11 protein-coding genes are annotated in these 17,556 nt (G+C 61.5%); 3 read left to right on the forward strand and 8 right to left on the reverse strand.

Features of this window, described 5'->3' with window-relative positions:
• Window positions 1-91: 91 nt before the first annotated feature.
• On the reverse strand, window positions 92-1,285 hold the full coding sequence (locus tag BOP93_RS23140) for an MFS transporter (protein ID WP_104504781.1): 1,194 nt from the start codon (window positions 1,283-1,285) through the stop codon (window positions 92-94).
• 95 nt (window positions 1,286-1,380) lie between these two features.
• On the opposite strand from BOP93_RS23140, the gene BOP93_RS23145 reads away from it, so the two are divergent.
• Entirely contained in the window at window positions 1,381-2,292 is a 912-nt protein-coding gene (locus tag BOP93_RS23145; RefSeq protein ID WP_065895219.1) for a LysR family transcriptional regulator, read from the forward strand.
• 248 nt (window positions 2,293-2,540) lie between these two features.
• On the opposite strand, the gene ettA is transcribed toward BOP93_RS23145, so the two are convergent.
• Window positions 2,541-4,205, reverse strand: a complete 1,665-nt coding sequence (gene ettA, locus BOP93_RS23150) for an energy-dependent translational throttle protein EttA (protein ID WP_065886915.1) — start codon at window positions 4,203-4,205, stop codon at window positions 2,541-2,543.
• A 285-nt stretch (window positions 4,206-4,490) separates the two neighbouring features.
• On the opposite strand from ettA, the gene BOP93_RS23155 reads away from it, so the two are divergent.
• Together BOP93_RS23155 and glyA are read left to right on the forward strand one after the other, a co-directional pair.
• On the forward strand, window positions 4,491-8,342 hold the full coding sequence (locus BOP93_RS23155; protein ID WP_104505346.1) for a sensor domain-containing protein: 3,852 nt from the start codon (window positions 4,491-4,493) through the stop codon (window positions 8,340-8,342).
• A gap of 229 nt (window positions 8,343-8,571) precedes the next feature.
• A complete protein-coding gene (gene glyA, locus BOP93_RS23160; protein WP_057724972.1) occupies window positions 8,572-9,825 on the forward strand; it encodes a serine hydroxymethyltransferase in 1,254 nt (417 codons plus the stop codon).
• Window positions 9,826-10,002: 177 nt separating this feature from the next.
• On the opposite strand, the gene yjiA is transcribed toward glyA, so the two are convergent.
• The 6 genes from yjiA to katB all read right to left on the reverse strand — a co-directional run bounded on the left by yjiA (window position 10,003) and on the right by katB (window position 17,325).
• The gene (yjiA, locus tag BOP93_RS23165; protein WP_104504782.1) at window positions 10,003-10,965 is read right to left on the reverse strand and encodes a GTPase; all 963 of its coding nucleotides are present in this window, start codon (window positions 10,963-10,965) and stop codon (window positions 10,003-10,005) included.
• A 154-nt stretch (window positions 10,966-11,119) separates the two neighbouring features.
• Window positions 11,120-11,317 (reverse strand): YbdD/YjiX family protein, encoded by a 198-nt coding sequence (locus tag BOP93_RS23170; protein WP_003176208.1) that lies wholly within the window; start codon window positions 11,315-11,317, stop codon window positions 11,120-11,122.
• Between the two features lie 15 nt (window positions 11,318-11,332).
• Window positions 11,333-13,399 (reverse strand): carbon starvation CstA family protein, encoded by a 2,067-nt coding sequence (locus BOP93_RS23175; protein WP_065886913.1) that lies wholly within the window; start codon window positions 13,397-13,399, stop codon window positions 11,333-11,335.
• Window positions 13,400-13,693: 294 nt separating this feature from the next.
• Window positions 13,694-15,061: a DNA repair protein RadA gene (gene radA / locus BOP93_RS23180; protein ID WP_032884669.1), complete on the reverse strand. Its 1,368-nt coding sequence runs from the start codon at window positions 15,059-15,061 to the stop codon at window positions 13,694-13,696.
• Window positions 15,062-15,096: 35 nt separating this feature from the next.
• Window positions 15,097-15,645, reverse strand: a complete 549-nt coding sequence (locus BOP93_RS23185) for an ankyrin repeat domain-containing protein (RefSeq protein ID WP_104504783.1) — start codon at window positions 15,643-15,645, stop codon at window positions 15,097-15,099.
• A gap of 138 nt (window positions 15,646-15,783) precedes the next feature.
• Window positions 15,784-17,325 carry a catalase KatB gene (gene katB / locus BOP93_RS23190; RefSeq protein WP_104504784.1) on the reverse strand — a complete coding sequence of 514 codons (1,542 nt, stop codon included), beginning with the start codon at window positions 17,323-17,325 and terminating at the stop codon, window positions 15,784-15,786.
• Window positions 17,326-17,556 lie beyond the last annotated feature (231 nt).

Below are 17,556 nucleotides of genomic sequence, written 5' to 3' on the forward strand. Positions count from 1 at the left end.
TTTGTATAAATAAACAGCGCTTTTTGCCCTGAAACGGGGATTTCAACCCGACACACGCACCAATCAATGAAAGGCTATCGCAGTGACGAAATCAAACCGGTTTGCCGCGTTGGCCGGCGATCAGCGCCTGGGTGTTTACCGGTTTCCAGCCCAGCAGGGCGATCACCAGCGACAACACCTGAAAGCCTGCGATCAATGCCAGGCAGCCCGGCCAGCCCCACTGCTCCCAGAGCAGCGCCGGGGCCACGGCGCCGGCGCTGCCGCCCAGGTAATAGCCGGTCAGGTACAGGCCCACGGCGCCGGATTTGTCCTGCCCGGCCGTGGTGGCGATGTAGGCATTGGCGCAGGCCTGGGCCAGGAATACGCCGGTCGAGCTCAGGGCCAGTCCCAGCACGATCAGCCACAGGGACGGCAACAAGGTCAGGGCCGACCCGCAGAGCCCGAGGGCCACGGCGGCGCTCAGTAACTGCGATTGCGGTCGCGATTTGCTCAAGCGCCCGGCTATGGGAATCACCACCAGCGCCAGCAGGAACACGGCATACAGTGTCCCCAAGGCGGCGGCGCCCAGGTTGAACGGTGCCTGGCTGAGATACAGCCCGGCATAGGTAAAGGTGGCGACTTGCGAGAACAGCACGCAGAAACCGACGCCATAGGCCGCCAGCAGGGGTTTGCGCAAAAGCCGGCGCACCCCGCGTGCGCCCACGACCGCAAGGTTGGGACGTGCCACTGGATTGGCCGGCAGCAGCAACAGGATCAGCAGGCCGACCGCCAGGCTGATCACCGCCAGCAGCTCGAAGGCTTCCCGCCAGCCGACATATTGGGTCATGACCCCGGAGACAAAGCGCCCGGCAAACCCGCCGAGTACCGTACCTGCGACGTACAGGCTGGTGATCTCGGTGACGGTCGCTGCACGCCAGCGGTCGCCGATATAGGCCACGCTGGTGGCGAACACCACCGGGATCAACATACCCTCGATAAACCGCCATACCAGCAGCTCGGCAAAACTGTCCACATAGGCCGTCAGCAGCGTCGGCAGCGCCAGCAGCAAGGCGGCCGCGACAATCACGTTGCGTTGCTCGAAACGTCCGGTCAGGCGCCCGACAAACGGCGCAGTCAGCGCCACCGCCAGGGTGGTCACGGTAATGCTCCACCCGGCCTGCCGGGCGCTCACCTGGAAGCTTTGGGCAAACACAGGCAGGATGCTCTGGGTCGCGTAGAGATTGAGGAACGCCGCACAGCCACACAGAAACACGGCAAGGCGGGCGTGATGCAAGCGCGGGTTCATGGGACCTCTCGTCTTATTGTCGAGGATCTTTATAGAATGCCCAGCGTGGCGAACACCAATACCGAATTCGGACCGATCAATACCCAGGAAACAGAATGCTTGATTTACGCAAGTTACGTTACTTCCTGACGGTCGCCGAAGAGCTGCACTTCGGTCGCGCGGCGCAGCGCCTGCACCTCGCCCAGCCGCCCCTGACGCGGCAGATCTCGGCCCTGGAAACCGAGCTCGGCTTTCGTCTGTTCGACCGCACCAGCCGCACCGTCACCCTGACCGCCCAGGGCCGGCACTTTCTACCCTATGCCCGCGCCGCGCTGGAGCACGCCCGGCTCGCGCAGGACATTGCCGCCAAGCTGGCCGCTGGCGCCACCGGCCAACTGGTGGTGGGCTATGCCAGCTCCATCGCGCTGTCGGAGCTGTTCAGCCAAACCCTGCGAGCCTTCGCCCAGCGTTTTCCCGAGGTGCAACTGACCCTGGTGGAGAGCGCTTCCGGTAGCCTGCATGCGCACGTGCTGGATGGTCGCATCGACATCGGCATGAGCCGCCTGCTGCCGGAGCCCGGGCAAACCGACGTCGAGGTGTTGTCGCTGGGGCAGGAACCCCTGGTCGCAGCGCTTTGCAGCGACAACCCATTAGCGGGCCAGGACGAAGTCACCCTCGCCCAGCTCAGTGAGTTCCCGTTGATTCTGTTTCCCAGCGATTACGGTTCGGGCCTCAACGGTTCCATCGAGCAGCTGTATCAACGCCACGGCCTGGCGCTGCGCCCGGGCCCCGCAGGGCGCCAGATCACCTCGATCATCGCCCTGGTGGCGGCAGGCCAGGGTGTCTCGCTGGTGCCCCAGTGCACCCGCACCCTGGCCAGGCAAGGCGTGGTCTACCGACCGTTGGCAGACCCCGAAGCCTGGGTGCACCTGCTGATCCTCACGCGCTCGCAATCACGCTCGCTGCTGGTCGAGGCGTTCATGGGGGTGGTCGGTGAAATGCTGCAAGGCCGGCCGGCGCTGGCTTAATCCGGGCAAAAAAATACCTCTGCGCGAGGGTAATGCCGTTCAGTTTTTGTAGGAGCGAGCTTGCTCGCGAAAAACCACAGGCGCCGCGTTCAATCAGGAAACACGCGTTATCGTTGACGTTTTTCGCGAACAAGCTCGCTCCTACAGAGGGCGATGTACGCTTAACTGAACAGCATTACCCTACGCGAGGGGTATTTTTCTACAGGCTGCTGCGTACAGGCGCGGCCGAAGCTGCGCCCGTTGCCGAATCAGGCCAGTTTCTTGTGGCGTACCCGGTGCGGTTGGGCAGCGGCTTCGCCCAGGCGCTTTTTACGGTCCGCTTCGTACTCGGTGTAGTTACCTTCGAAGAACACCGCTTGCGAATCATCCTCGTAAGCCAGGATGTGAGTCGCCACGCGGTCAAGGAACCACCGATCGTGAGAGATCACAATGGCGGCGCCCGGGAAGTCCAGCAGGGCTTCTTCCAGGGAACGCAGGGTTTCAACGTCAAGGTCGTTGGACGGTTCGTCGAGCAGCAACACGTTGCCGCCCTCTTTCAAGGTCAGGGCCAGGTGCAGGCGGCCACGCTCACCACCGGACAGGTCCTTGACGAACTTCTGCTGGTCGCCGCCCTTGAAGTTGAAGCGACCCACGTAGGTACGCGCCGGGATTTCATAGTTGCCGATACGGATCTGGTCGGAGCCGTCGGAAATCTGCTGGAATACCGTCTTGCTGCCATCGAGGTCTTCACGGCTCTGGTCCACACAGGCCAGTTGCACGGTTTCGCCGATCTCGATGCTGCCCGAATCCGGGGTTTCCTTGCCCATCAGCATGCGGAACAGCGTGGATTTACCCGCACCGTTACCGCCGATAACGCCGACGATCGCGCCTTTTGGCATGGAGAACGACAGGTTGTCGATCAGCACGCGGTCGCCATAGCCTTTGGAAACGTTCTTGAACTCGATGACCTTGTCACCCAGGCGCGGACCGGCCGGGATGTAGATCTCGTTGGTCTCGCTGCGCTTCTGGAATTCCTGCGACTGCATTTCTTCAAAGCGTTGCAGACGGGCCTTGGATTTGGACTGACGGGCCTTGGCGCCTTTGCGCACCCACTCCAGTTCTTCCTTCATGGCTTTTTCATGGGCCGATTGCTGCTTGGATTCGGCGGCCAGACGGTCGGACTTGGCTTCCAGCCAACCGGAGTAGTTGCCCTCGTAAGGGATACCGGCGCCACGGTCGAGTTCGAGGATCCAGCCGGCGACGTTGTCGAGGAAGTAACGGTCGTGCGTGATCGCTACCACGGTGCCTGGGAAATCGTGCAGGAAGTGCTCCAGCCAGGCGACGGAATCGGCGTCCAGGTGGTTGGTCGGTTCGTCGAGCAGCAGCATGTCGGGAGCCGACAGCAGCAGGCGGCACAGGGCCACGCGGCGCTTCTCGCCACCGGACAGGAACTCGACCTTGGCGTCCCAGGCCGGCAGGCGCAGGGCGTCGGCGGCGACTTCGAGCTGGCGCTCCAGGTTATGACCGTCGCCGGCCTGCAGGATGGCTTCGAGCTTGGCCTGTTCGGCGGCCAGCTTGTCGAAGTCGGCATCCGGCTCGGCGTAGGCGGCGTAGACCTCGTCCAGGCGCGCCTGGGCGTCCTTGATCACGCTGACGGCCTCTTCGACCACTTCACGCACGGTCTTGGTCGGGTCCAGGATCGGCTCCTGGGGCAGGTAGCCGATGTTCAGCTCCGGCATCGGGCGGGCTTCGCCTTCGAACTCGGTGTCGACGCCGGCCATGATTTTCAGCAGCGTGGATTTACCCGAACCGTTGAGGCCGAGCACGCCGATCTTGGCGCCTGGAAAAAAGGACAGCGAAATGTTTTTCAGGATTTCCCGCTTCGGCGGAACAACTTTTCCCAGCCGATGCATGGTGAAGACGTATTGAGCCATGGTGAACCTAGCGTCAGTGACTGATGAATTAAGCGGACGAAGCCCGTGCCAGGCCATGCGCCGCGCGGGCCGTTGACTATCATCAATGCCGGCGAGCGAAAAAAAGCCTGAATATCTGGGGCTGGAACGCCCCCGCGTAACCGGCAAAGCTACCTGAATGCGCTGGGGCAGTCCAGCCAGGCGGGACTGGCACTTTGCCACAACTCAAGGCATGCTAGCCGCCCTCCGGGCGTCCGGCTTATAGTGCACGTCGCGCGCCAGTCCAGCCAACCGCAGGATCACAGCTTGTCCAAAGTCACGCCGCCCACGCCCTTGCGCGCCGCTCATCTAGCGCCCGGAGCCCCCCTGCACGGCACCTTCAAAGGCGCGTTGGCAACGCTTGTGCTGGTGTTGCTCGCGTTATTGTTCTGGCAACTGCTCGACCAATTGCAGCAAAACCAGAAAAACCAACAGCAATACACCATCGACTACAGCGCCGACCTGGCCGAACAGATCAGCCAGAATATGGCCCTCAGCGCACAGATCGCCTTGAATCTGCTGCCGATGGTCGAGCCGCCGCGCAACGTCGAACAACAACTGGCCCTGATGCGCACGTTGCAGCGCTCATTTCCCGAACTGCGCAGCTTCGCCCTGCTCGCCCCCAGTGGCGCCTTGATCAGCGACACCGCCAACGACAGCCAGGACAGTGCCCTGCTCGAAGAACTGGTCAAGCGCAGTCACGCCCAAGCCTATTACCTGAGCAACGACAGCGATGGCACCGTCATCTATCTGTTGCTGCACCAGCCCAGCGGTGGCTCGAAACTGTACTGGGCGCTGCGCCTGACGCCTACTTACCTGGCCAACCTGACGCGCCAGGATGCCCAGGGCCAGCGCCCGATGTGGGCGATCGAGAACCGCCTGAACCACCGCGTGGTCAGCCGCGACAGCGGCATGCCAGCACCCTGGGCCACTGCGTTGACCCCGGACGAGTTGAATAAAAGTGTGCTGGTCACACCCTTGAGCAAAAGTGACTGGCAACTGCACGGGCTGTTCGACCGCAGCGCGGTGCTCGAACAACTGCTGCCGGCCTTTATCGGCAAATGCCTGCTGGGCCTGGCATTTTCGCTGATCCCGGTGATCGTGCTGCTGAACATGCGCCGGCGCCAGCGCCAGGTGAATGAGGGCCGCCGACGTTACCAGGATATTTTCGAAGGCACCGGCGTGGCCTTGTGCGTACTCGATCTGTCGGGCGTGAAGGCGTTCTGCGACAAGACCCAGGTGCAGGACAGCGAACAATTGCACGCCTGGATGCAGGCCAACCCCGCCGAGCGGCGCAAGCTGCTCAAGGAGTTGCGCGTCACCGAGATCAACCAGATGGCGGTGCGCCTGTTGGGCGTCAGCTCCTGCGAGCAGGCCTGGGAGCGCCTGATTGACGATGGCCCGCACAATGCCACCTCGATCGGCCACCAGGTGCTGGAAGCCGTACTGACCCGGCAAAAACAACTGGAGCTGGAAATCCAGCTCAACGATGTGATGGGCAACGAACAATACCTGTGGCTGGTCATGCGTCTGCCGGAACAGCAGGATGACATCAGGGCGGTCATCCTCAGCATCAGCGATATCACCAGCCGCAAGCTGATCGAGCTGTCGCTGGTCGAGCGCGAGAGTTTCTGGTCGGATGTGGTACGCACCGTGCCGGACCACCTGTATGTGCAGGACGTGGTCAGCCAGCGCATGATCTTCAGCAACCATCACCTGGGCCATACCCTCGGCTACAACAGGGCCGAACTGCAGAAAATGGGCGAGTACTTCTGGGAAATCCTGCTGCATCCCGAAGACGCCGAGCATTATCAGGACGCGCGTCAACAGCAACGCGAGGTGGGTTATACGACCCAACTGCACTGCCAGCTGCGCTTTCGTCACCGCAACAACCAGTGGCGACGCTTCGACATTCGCGAACAGGCCCTGGCCACGGACACCTCGGCGGCGGTCACACGGATCATCGGCGTGGCCAAGGACATCACCGACCAGATCGAGGCCAGCGAATCCCTGCGCGACAGCGAACAACGCTACCGCATGCTGGCCGAAAGCATCAGTGACGTGATCTGTTCCACCGACAGCCGACTGGCCCTCAACTACGTCAGCCCATCGGTCAACGCCGTGCTGGGGTATGACGTGGACTGGGTGTTCAAGAACGGCTGGCAGTCGATCATTGCCAACCCGCAGCAGCTCACCGGCATGTATGGCCTGATGGAACAGGTCAGCCGTGCCGTGGGTAATCCCGAGGCGCTGAACAGCCTGCGCGATGAGGTGCAGACCCAACTGTTCCTGTTCGACTGCCTGCGCGCCGATGGGCGCAAAGTGCCGATCGAGCTGCGCGTGGTGCTGGTGTGGGACGAACATGGCGCGTTTGAAGGCATCCTCGGCGTCGGCCGTGATATCAGCCAGCAACGCCGCGCGGAAAAAGACCTGCGCATGGCGGCCACGGTGTTCGAACACTCCACCTCGGCGATCCTGATCACCGACCCGGCCGGCTATATCGTACAGGCCAACGAAGCCTTCAGTCGGGTCAGCGGTTACGCCGTCAGCGATGTACTCGACCAGTTGCCGAACATGCTCACCGTCGACGAACAGCAGGAAGCCCACCTGCGCTACGTGCTCAAGCAATTGCACCAGCACAGCACCTGGGAAGGTGAAGTGTGGCTCAAGCGCCGCAATGGCGAGCACTACCCGGCCTGGGTCGGTATCACGGCAGTGTTCGATGATGAAGGCGACCTGGCCAGCTACGTGTGTTTCTTCAGCGATATCAGCGAGCGCAAGGCCAGCGAACAGCGCATCCACCGCCTGGCCTACTACGACGCCTTGACCCACCTGCCCAACCGCACGCTGTTCCAGGACCGCCTGCACACCGCGTTGCAATCGGCCGAGCGGCAGAAATCGTGGGTGGTGCTGATGTTCCTCGACCTCGACCGCTTCAAGCCGATCAACGACTCCCTGGGCCATGCCGCGGGCGACCGTATGCTCAAGGAAATGGCCACGCGCCTGCTCGGTTGCGTGGCCGAAGACGACACCGTGGCACGGATGGGCGGCGACGAGTTCACCCTGCTGCTGCAACCGCGTATCAACCGCGAAATGGCGCTGAACCGTGCCATCACTGTGGCCGAACAGATACTGGCCAGCCTGGTGAAGCCGTTCGTGCTCGAAGGCCGTGAGTTCTTCGTCACCGCCAGCATCGGCATCGCCCTGAGTCCCCAGGACGGTAACGAGCTGAGCCAGCTGATGAAAAACGCCGACACGGCGATGTACCACGCCAAGGAGCGCGGCAAGAACAACTTCCAGTTCTACCAGGCCGACATGAACGCCAGCGCCCTGGAGCGCCTGGAACTGGAAAGCGACCTGCGCCACGCCCTGGAACAGGACGAATTCGTGCTCTATTACCAGCCGCAGTTCAGCGGCGACGGCAAACGCCTGACCGGCGCCGAAGCCCTGCTGCGCTGGCGTCATCCACGCCGCGGCCTGGTGCCGCCGGGGGATTTCATTCCGGTGCTCGAAGAGCTGGGTCTGGTGGTGGATGTGGGCGACTGGGTGATCAGCGAAGCCTGTCGCCAGCTCAAGACCTGGCACCAGAACAAAGTGCGAGTGCCGAAAGTCTCGGTCAACATCTCGGCGCGACAGTTCTCCGACGGGCAGTTGGGCACGCGCATCGCCACCATCCTCAAGGACACCGGCCTGCCACCGGCGTGCCTGGAGCTGGAGCTGACCGAAAGTATCCTGATGCGCGAAGTCAACGAAGCCATGCAGATCCTCGCCAGCCTGAAAAACCTGGGGCTGAGCATTGCGGTCGACGACTTCGGCACCGGTTATTCATCGCTCAATTACCTCAAGCAATTCCCCATCGACGTCCTGAAGATCGACCGCACCTTCGTCGACGGCCTGCCCTCCGGCGAGCAGGATGCGCAGATCGCCCGCGCCATCATCGCCATGGCCCACAGCCTGAACCTGGCGGTGATCGCCGAGGGCGTGGAAACCCACGAGCAGTTGGACTTCCTGCGCGAGCATGGCTGCGATGAAGTGCAGGGCTACCTGTTCGGGCGGCCGATGCCGGCGAATCGGTTCGAGGCGCAGTTCAGCAATGATGCGCTGTTCATGTTTGACTGAGATGTGTGGTGAGGCCACTGGCCTCATCGGGGGCAAGCCCCCTCCCACACTTGAATGTGTTCGCAGATCAAAATGTGGGAGGGGGCTTGCCCCCGATGAGGCCGGCACAGTCACCACCCACACCCAGATGAGCCCCACTTGTCCGCGACATGATGTCCTTTCATATGCCATCCAAAACCCATTGGGTTAGAATGCCCTCCTTTTCTGCCCCCGATCCTTGAGGACCGCCATGTTCAGCCGTGATTTGACTATTGCCAAGTACGACGCCGATCTCTTCGCCGCCATGGAGCAAGAAGCCGTGCGCCAGGAAGAGCACATCGAGCTGATCGCTTCGGAAAACTACACCAGCCCTGCGGTGATGGAGGCTCAAGGCTCGGTACTGACCAACAAGTACGCCGAAGGCTACCCAGGCAAGCGCTACTACGGTGGTTGCGAGTATGTAGACGTGGTTGAGCAGTTGGCCATCGACCGTGCCAAAGAACTGTTCGGCGCCGATTACGCCAACGTCCAGCCGCACGCAGGTTCCCAGGCCAACAGCGCGGTGTACCTGGCCCTGCTGCAAGGTGGCGACACCATCCTGGGCATGAGCCTGGCCCACGGCGGCCACCTGACCCACGGCGCCAGCGTGTCCTCCTCCGGCAAGCTGTACAACGCCGTTCAATACGGTATCGATGCCAATGGCCTGATCGACTACGACGAAGTCGAGCGCCTGGCGGTCGAGCACAAGCCAAAAATGATCGTGGCCGGTTTCTCTGCCTACTCGCAGATCCTGGATTTCCCGCGCTTCCGCGAAATCGCTGACAAGGTCGGTGCTTACCTGTTCGTCGACATGGCGCACGTGGCCGGTCTGGTCGCTGCTGGCGTCTACCCGAACCCGGTGCCTTACGCCGATGTGGTCACCACCACTACCCACAAGACCCTGCGCGGTCCACGTGGCGGCCTGATCCTGGCGCGCGCCAATGCCGAGATCGAGAAGAAGCTCAACTCCGCCGTATTCCCGGGCGCCCAGGGTGGCCCGCTGGAACACGTGATCGCGGCCAAGGCGATCTGCTTCAAGGAAGCGCTGCAACCTGAGTTCAAGACCTACCAGCAACAAGTGGTCAAGAACGCCAAGGCCATGGCCGGCGTGTTCATCGAGCGCGGTTTTGACGTGGTGTCCGGCGGTACCGAGAACCACCTGTTCCTGCTGTCGCTGATCAAGCAGGACATTTCCGGTAAAGATGCTGACGCTGCCCTGGGCAAAGCCTTCATCACCGTGAACAAGAACTCCGTGCCGAACGACCCACGTTCACCGTTCGTCACCTCCGGCCTGCGCTTCGGCACGCCGGCTGTGACCACCCGTGGCTTCAAGGAAGCCGAGTGCAAGGAACTGGCCGGCTGGATCTGCGACATCCTGGCGGACCTGAACAACGAAGCCGTGATCGACGCGGTACGTGAGAAGGTCAAGGCCATCTGCAAGAAGCTGCCGGTGTACGGCGCCTGATTGCAGTTGCTTGAATGAAAAGCCCGGCTCTTGAGCCGGGCTTTTTTATTCCAATTTGAAATGCGGTCAAGTGTGGGAGGGGGCTTGCCCCCGATGGCAATCTATCAGTCGCTGCCTGTGGTGACTGACACTCAGCTATCGGGGGCAAGCCCCTCCCACATTTGGTTGCATTTCAAGTCAGGTGGGTTGGTAGACCCTGGCAAACCCTTCTCGAATCTTGTCTTCCGGCAATTCATCGGCAATAAACACAATCACACTTTCCCGCGTCTCACCTTCGGCCCACTCGGTGTCCCAATCGAAGCCGTAGAGCTTCAGCACGCCCTGAAACACCATGCGCCGATCCTCTCCGGCAATGTTCAGCACGCCCTTGTAGCGCAGCAGTTGCTTGCCATGGTCTTCCAGCAGCTCGTTCATGAACTCACTGAGGCGGTCGATATCCAGCGGCTGGTCGGTGCGCAGTACCAGGCTGGAAATACGATCGACCGATGGCGCAGCGCTGACCGGGCGCAGGCTCATGCCGGCGTTGAGGTTGAAGCCGCGCACATCCAGTAACTCGGCCAGGTCGATCTTGCCATGCTCCAACACCCGGATCGGTGCGCGGCGATTGATGCGGGTCAGGCGTTCGCTGAGGGCGTTGAAGGAGGCTTCGTCCACCAGGTCGCGCTTGCTCACCAGCAGGCGGTCGGCAAAGCCGATCTGGGCCTGTGCGATGGTCTGGGTCAGGTGTTGCTCGGCGTGGGCCGCGTCCACCAGGGTGATGATGCCGTCGAGGATATAGCGCTCGCGCAGTTCTTCGTCGATGAAAAAGGTCTGGGCCACCGGCGCGGGATCGGCCAGGCCGGTGCACTCGATCACCAGACGGTCGAAGGCGATTTCGCCGCTGTCCAGCCGCTCGAGCAGCAAGTACAGCGCCTTGGTCAAATCGGTATGGATGGTGCAGCACACGCAGCCGTTGGAGAGGGTCATGACCTGTACCGGCTCTGCGCCCAACAGTTGGGTATCGATGCCGGCATCACTGAATTCGTTTTCGATCACGGCGATTTTCAAGCCGTGTTCGGCCTTGAGCAGATGGCGCAGCAAGGTGGTCTTGCCGGCGCCGAGAAAGCCGCTGAGCACGGTGACCGGAATGGGAGAGGACACAGACAGTTCTCCTTATATCTGAAGGAACATAAAACAAATGTGGGAGGGGGCTTGCCCCCGATGGCGGTGTGTCAGGCACTGATGTGTCGCTGATACACCGCTATCGGGGGCAAGCCCCCTCCCACATGGAATCACTACTGGCCCGAGTGCCGGGTCAGCAGCACTTGGGCCCACCCTTGCCGCCGTAACGGGCCTCCTGGCGTTCGCGGAAGAACGCCTTGTAGTCCATCATCGGCTTGTCCGGGTGCTTGGTTTGCATATGCTCGACGTACGTGTCGTAGTCGGGCATGCCGACCATCAGGCGCGCGGCCTGACCGAGGTATTTACCGAGGCGACTGATGTCATTGAACATGGGTGCAATCCTCGGTTATGCGTCCGGTACGGCCTGGAACGGCGCTTCTTTATCCGTACGCTCTTTGTTGCCCCAGGCGGCAATGCCGACCTTGAGCGCATAGAACAGGATGCTGAACACCACGAACAGGAACAGCGCCGTCAGCGTTGCGTTGGTGTAGGCGTTGTAGATCACGTGCTGCATCTGGTCGATGCTCTTGGCCGGGGCGAGGATCTGGCCATTGGCCAGGGCATCGCTGTATTTCTTCGCCAGCGACAGGAAGCCGATTGCCGGGTTGGCGTCGAACAGCTTGATAAAGCCCGCCGTGGTGGTGCAGATCAACAGCCAGACGGCCGGCACCAGGGTCACCCAAATGTAGCGCTGACGCTTCATTTTGATCAGCACAACCGTGGCGAGCATCAGCGCGATCCCGGCCAGCATCTGGTTGGAGATACCGAACAGCGGCCACAAGGTGTTGATGCCGCCCAGTGGGTCGATCACGCCCTGGTACAGCAGGTAACCCCACATTGCCACACAACCGGCGGTGGCGATGAGGTTGGCGGTCCAGGATTCGGTGCGCTTGAGCGACGGCACGAAGGAGCCGAGCAGGTCCTGCAGCATGAAACGGCCGGCACGGGTACCGGCGTCGACCGCCGTCAGGATGAACAGCGCTTCGAACAGGATCGCAAAGTGGTACCAGAACGCCATGGTGTTTTCACCCGGCAGTACGCTGTGCAGAATCTGCGCGATACCCACCGCCAGGGTCGGTGCACCACCGGCACGGGCCAGGATGGTGGTTTCACCGATGTCATGGGCCACGGCCGACAGCGCCTCGGGGGTGATTGCAAAGCCCCAGCTGCTGACAGTCTGCGCCACGGTCACCACGTCGCTACCGACAATCGCCGCCGGGCTGTTCATGGCGAAGTACACGCCAGGCTCGATCACCGACGCGGCAACCATCGCCATGATGGCCACGAACGACTCCATCAGCATGCCGCCGTAACCGATGTAGCGCGCATGGCTTTCATTGGCCAGCAGCTTGGGCGTGGTGCCCGAGGAGATCAGCGCATGGAAACCGGAGACCGCGCCGCAGGCAATGGTGATGAACAGGAACGGGAACAGGCCGCCCTTCCACACCGGGCCGGTGCCGTCGATGAACTGGGTAAGCGCCGGCATTTTCAGGTCAGGCATGGTGACCAGGATGCCAATCGCCAGCGCGATGATGGTGCCGATTTTCAGGAACGTCGACAGGTAGTCACGCGGGGCCAGGATCAGCCATACCGGCAATACTGCGGCAACAAAACCGTAGCCGATCAGCATCCAGGTGATCTGGATGCCGGTAAAGGTGAAGGCCTTGGCCCACACCGGGTCAGCGGCGATCTGCCCGCCCAGCCAGATCGAACCCAGCAGCAACAGCACGCCGATGATCGAAATCTCGCCAATGCGGCCCGGGCGGATGTAACGCATGTAAATGCCCATGAACATCGCGATCGGGATGGTCGCCATCACCGTGAAGATGCCCCACGGGCTCTCGGCCAGGGCCTTGACCACGATCAGCGCCAGCACCGCGAGGATGATGATCATGATCAGGAAGCAGCCGAACAGCGCAATGGTCCCGGGAATGCGGCCCATTTCTTCGCGGACCATGTCGCCCAGGGAACGGCCGTTACGCCGGGTGGACAGGAACAGAATCATGAAATCCTGCACCGCACCGGCCAGCACCACACCGGCAATCAGCCAGAGCGTGCCGGGCAGGTAACCCATTTGCGCCGCCAATACCGGGCCGACCAGAGGGCCCGCGCCGGCAATCGCCGCAAAGTGGTGACCGAAAAGGATGTGTTTATTGGTCGGCACGTAGTCCAGACCGTCGTTGTTGACCACTGCGGGGGTTGCTCGCCGTGGGTCCAGTTGCATCACGTTATTGGCGATGAACAGGCTGTAATACCGGTACGCGACCAGGTAGATGGCCACCGCAGCGACCACAATCCACAAGGCGTTGATCGCCTCGCCGCGGCGCAAGGCCACTACGCCGAGGGCGCACGCTCCTACGATTGCCAGCACCAGCCAGGGGAGATGGCGTAGCAGGCTATTATTATTTTTCATTTTTATATTCCAGCCAGGGTGGACAGAAAGGACAGCCAGCCCGAGTTTAGCGCTGTTGGCCTTAAAGGCCACCCCCTTCCTTGGTCTAGAGCCCTGCCGATGCAAAAAAAGCAGAAATAAAGGCTGGGTGATGGCGCCGCGGTGGCTGCATTGCTGGAAACCTGGAATCCAACACAGGTCAAAATGTGGGAGGGGGCTTGCCCCCGATAGCAGTGTGTCAGGCGCTGATAGATCGACTGACCTGCCGTCATCGGGGGCAAGCCCCCTCCCACATGGGTTGTGCGGTGTTGGTGATTACTCGAACAGCGCATCCAGCGCCTGTTCCAGGCGCGTGACCCCAATCACCTGCAATCCTGGCGGCATTTCCTTCGGCGCATTGCCCTTGGGCACGATCGCCCGCTTGAAGCCATGCTTGGCCGCCTCTTTCAAGCGCTCCTGGCCACTGGGCACCGGGCGCACTTCGCCCGACAACCCCACCTCGCCAAACACCAGCAAGTCATGGGGCAACGGCCGATTGCGCAGGCTGGACATCACCGCCGCCATCAACGCCAGGTCGGACGCGGTCTCCAGCACCTTGACCCCGCCCACCACGTTAAGGAAGACGTCCTGATCGTGAGTCGGAATGCCGCCATGGCGGTGCAATACCGCCAACAGCATGGCCAGGCGGTTCTGATCCAGGCCGAGGGTGACCCGGCGCGGGTTGGCCAAATGGCTGTCATCCACCAGCGCCTGGACTTCCACCAGCATCGGGCGAGTGCCTTCCCATGTCGCCATCACGACGCTGCCCGGGACTTCTTCCTGGGCGCGGGTGAGAAAGATCGCCGAGGGGTTGGAGACTTCTTTCAGCCCCCTGTCAGTCATGGCAAACACACCCAACTCGTTCACCGCGCCAAAACGGTTCTTCACCGCCCGCAGCAACCGCAGGCGGCCATCGGATTCACCTTCGAAATACAGCACGGTATCCACCATGTGTTCCAGCACTCGCGGCCCGGCCAGCGCGCCCTCCTTGGTCACGTGGCCGACCAGGAAGATCGCCGTGCCGCTCTGCTTGGCATAGCGCACCAACAGCGCCGCGCTTTCACGCACCTGGGATACGCCGCCGGGCGCCGATTGCAGTTGCTCGGTGAAAATCGTCTGGATCGAGTCGATCACCATGACCTTGGGCTTTTCGATGCGCGCCGTGGCGATGATGCTTTCGATGCAGGTTTCGGTCATGACCCGCAGTTGGTCCTGGGGCAGGCCCAGACGACGGGCGCGCATGGCCACTTGTTGCTGGGACTCTTCCCCGGTGACGTACAGCGCCGGCATGCGGCTGGCGATGCTGCACAGGGTTTGCAGCAGGATCGTGGATTTACCGATGCCGGGGTCGCCGCCGATCAGCACAACCGAGCCGTCCACCAGGCCACCGCCCAATACCCGGTCCAGCTCGCCGGAGGCCGTGGAGAAACGCGGGATCTCTTCGACGCTGACTTCGGCCAGGGTCTTGATCTGCGCTTGTTGCCCGGTCCAGCCGGCACGGCCGGTGGGCGCTGCGGCGCCACCGCTTTCAATCATGGTTTCAGTCAGGGTGTTCCACGCACCGCACTCGCCGCACTGGCCCGCCCATTTGGGAAAGGTCGCGCCGCACTCGGTGCAGCCGTACATGCGCTTGGCCTTTGCCATTGAAGAACCTCCAACCGAAAAACCGCGATGATAGCTCAGCGCGGCGTCGGGGTCCGGATTTCACCGTTGGCCAAGCGTGAAGCGCTGTTGCCGATGGGGTCTTCGGCGTTCAGGTCGGCGCCCTTGGCCTTCAATTCGCTTAACAATTCCACGCGTTTGAATAGCCCGGCGTACATGGCGGCCGTCTGCCCCGCGCCGTTGCGTTGGTCGGGGTTGCAGTCGGTGGCCAGCAAGCGCTGGGCGATTTGCAGTTCGCCTTTGAAAATCGCGCCCATCAGCGCGGTGTTGCCGCGCTTGTCCTGCACGCAGGCGTCGGCGCCGGCGGCCAACAGGCGCTCAACGTAGGCACTCTGGCCGTGATAGGCGGCGAGGATCAAGGCGGTGTAGCCCTTGTCGTCCTGGGTATTCAGGGCGTAGCCCGACTCAATGAAAGTGTTGAGCATGTCGAGGTCGCCACGACGGGCGGCGTCGAAATAATAGTCCTGAAGCTGCGCCTTGAGCGCACCAGGGTCATTGGATAGGGGTTGTTCGGCCAGCACACTGAACGAACAGCAGGCCAGCAGTGCCCATATGAACGTACGCATGATCAAGATCCTTTAAAAAGATCCCCTTGCAGGAGCGCGCTTGCTCGCGAAAAACGTCAACGATAACGCGTGCATCCTGGATGAATGCGCTGCCTTTGAGTTCTTCGCGAGCAAGCTCGCTCCTACAGGAGGGCGTGGTTAATCGCTCAGTTTGTCAGCCAGTGCTTTCACACGCGCCAAGTCACCCTTGGCCACCTTGGCCACACCGGTGCCGTACTCCGGGTCGGCCTTGTAGAGGAACGACAGGATGATGTGCTTGCTTTCATCATCGGTGGTCGCCAGCGAGCCGCCGAAGTTGTCGATCAGGTCCTGACGTTCTTTCTTGCTGTAGGAGCGATACAAGTCACCGGCCTGCTTGAAGTTCTGCTCACGCTGAATCTTCGCCTGCTGGGTGCTGCCCGACAGCGGCGACTGGCTGTAGCGCGCAGCTTGTGGCTCTTCCCGTGGCAACAGGCGGCTTGGCTGATAGTTCACGCCGGTGGTGGTCTTGCCGAAGTTCAACGCGCCGTCCTGGTTGCCGTTGTTGACGGTGACCCGTGGGGCGTTGATCGGCAGTTGCAGGGCATTGGCGCCCAATCGGTACATTTGCGTGTCGGCGTAGGAGAACACCCGACCTTGCAGCAGGCGGTCTTCCGACGGCTCGATACCCGGCACCAGGTTGGCCGGGGCCATCGCCACTTGTTCGGTCTCCTGGAAAACATTGGCCGGGTTGCGATTGAGCACCATTTGCCCGACTTTGCGCTCCGGCACATTCGGCCAGATCTTGGTGGCGTCCAGTGGGTCGAAATCGAACTTGGCCAAGTCTTCAGGTTTCAACACCTGCACATACAGGTCCCACTTGGGGAAGTCGCCCTTGTTGATATGGGTGACCAGGTCATTGGTCATATGGCTGTAGTCACGCCCTTGCACTTCGGTGACTTGCTTGGGGTCAAGGTTCTTGATGCCTTGCAGGCTCTTCCAGTGAAACTTGACGTAGTGCACTTCACCCTTGGCGTTGATCAACTTGTAGGCATGTACGCCGTTGCCGTCCATCTCCCGGTAACTGGCCGGTGTGCCGGAGTCCGAGTACAACTCGGTCAGTGTGCGCGTGGACTCGGGAACATGGGAGAAGAAGTCGAAACGACGCGAGTCATCGTCCAGGTTAGTGCGCGGGTCCGGTTTGAACGCGTGGACCATGTCCGGGAACTTGATGGCATCGCGAATGAAGAACGTCGGGAAGTTATTACCGACCAGGTCCCAGTTGCCTTCGGCGGTATAGAACTTGGTGGCGAAGCCCCGTGGGTCGCGCAGGGTTTCCGGGGAATGGTTTCCGTGGACCACGGCCGAGAAGCGCACGAATACCGGCGTGGCTTCACCGGCGGCAAATACCTTGGCCTTGGTCAGGTCGCTGAGGTTGTCGGTCACGGTGAAGGTGCCATGGGCGCCCGTGCCACGGGCATGCACCACGCGCTCGGGGATACGTTCGCGGTCGAAGCGCTGCAGCTTCTGAATCAATTGAACGTCCTGCAGCAGCACGGGGCCATTGGCGCCGGCCGTCTGCGAGTTCTGGTTATCGCCAACGGCGGCGCCGTTGTCACGGGTCAGGTTGGCGGCTTGCACGGAGAGGGTCAGCAGGCTGGCGGTCACCAACGCCAAGGCTTGGCGTGCCGACACGGGCCTGCGATTGATTGAATGGTTCATCAAGGTTTCCTCTGGTTTTTTTAGTGCACATTCAGTTGTGCTTGCCAGAGGCTAGTGACCTGCGGGTCAGAAGATAAATAGAAAAACCCCACAGGCCCGATTGAGAAAAAAATGTGGTAACCCGCTGAAATTAGGCCTATTCCGCGCGCGATTGGTGGCACTTTGCAAACTAATTGCGTTTTAATGTGTCGATAAAAACCAACAGTGTTAAAGGTTGTGTCGCGCGAGCCC

Source organism: Pseudomonas orientalis, assembly GCF_002934065.1.
Lineage (GTDB): Bacteria > Pseudomonadota > Gammaproteobacteria > Pseudomonadales > Pseudomonadaceae > Aquipseudomonas > Aquipseudomonas orientalis_A.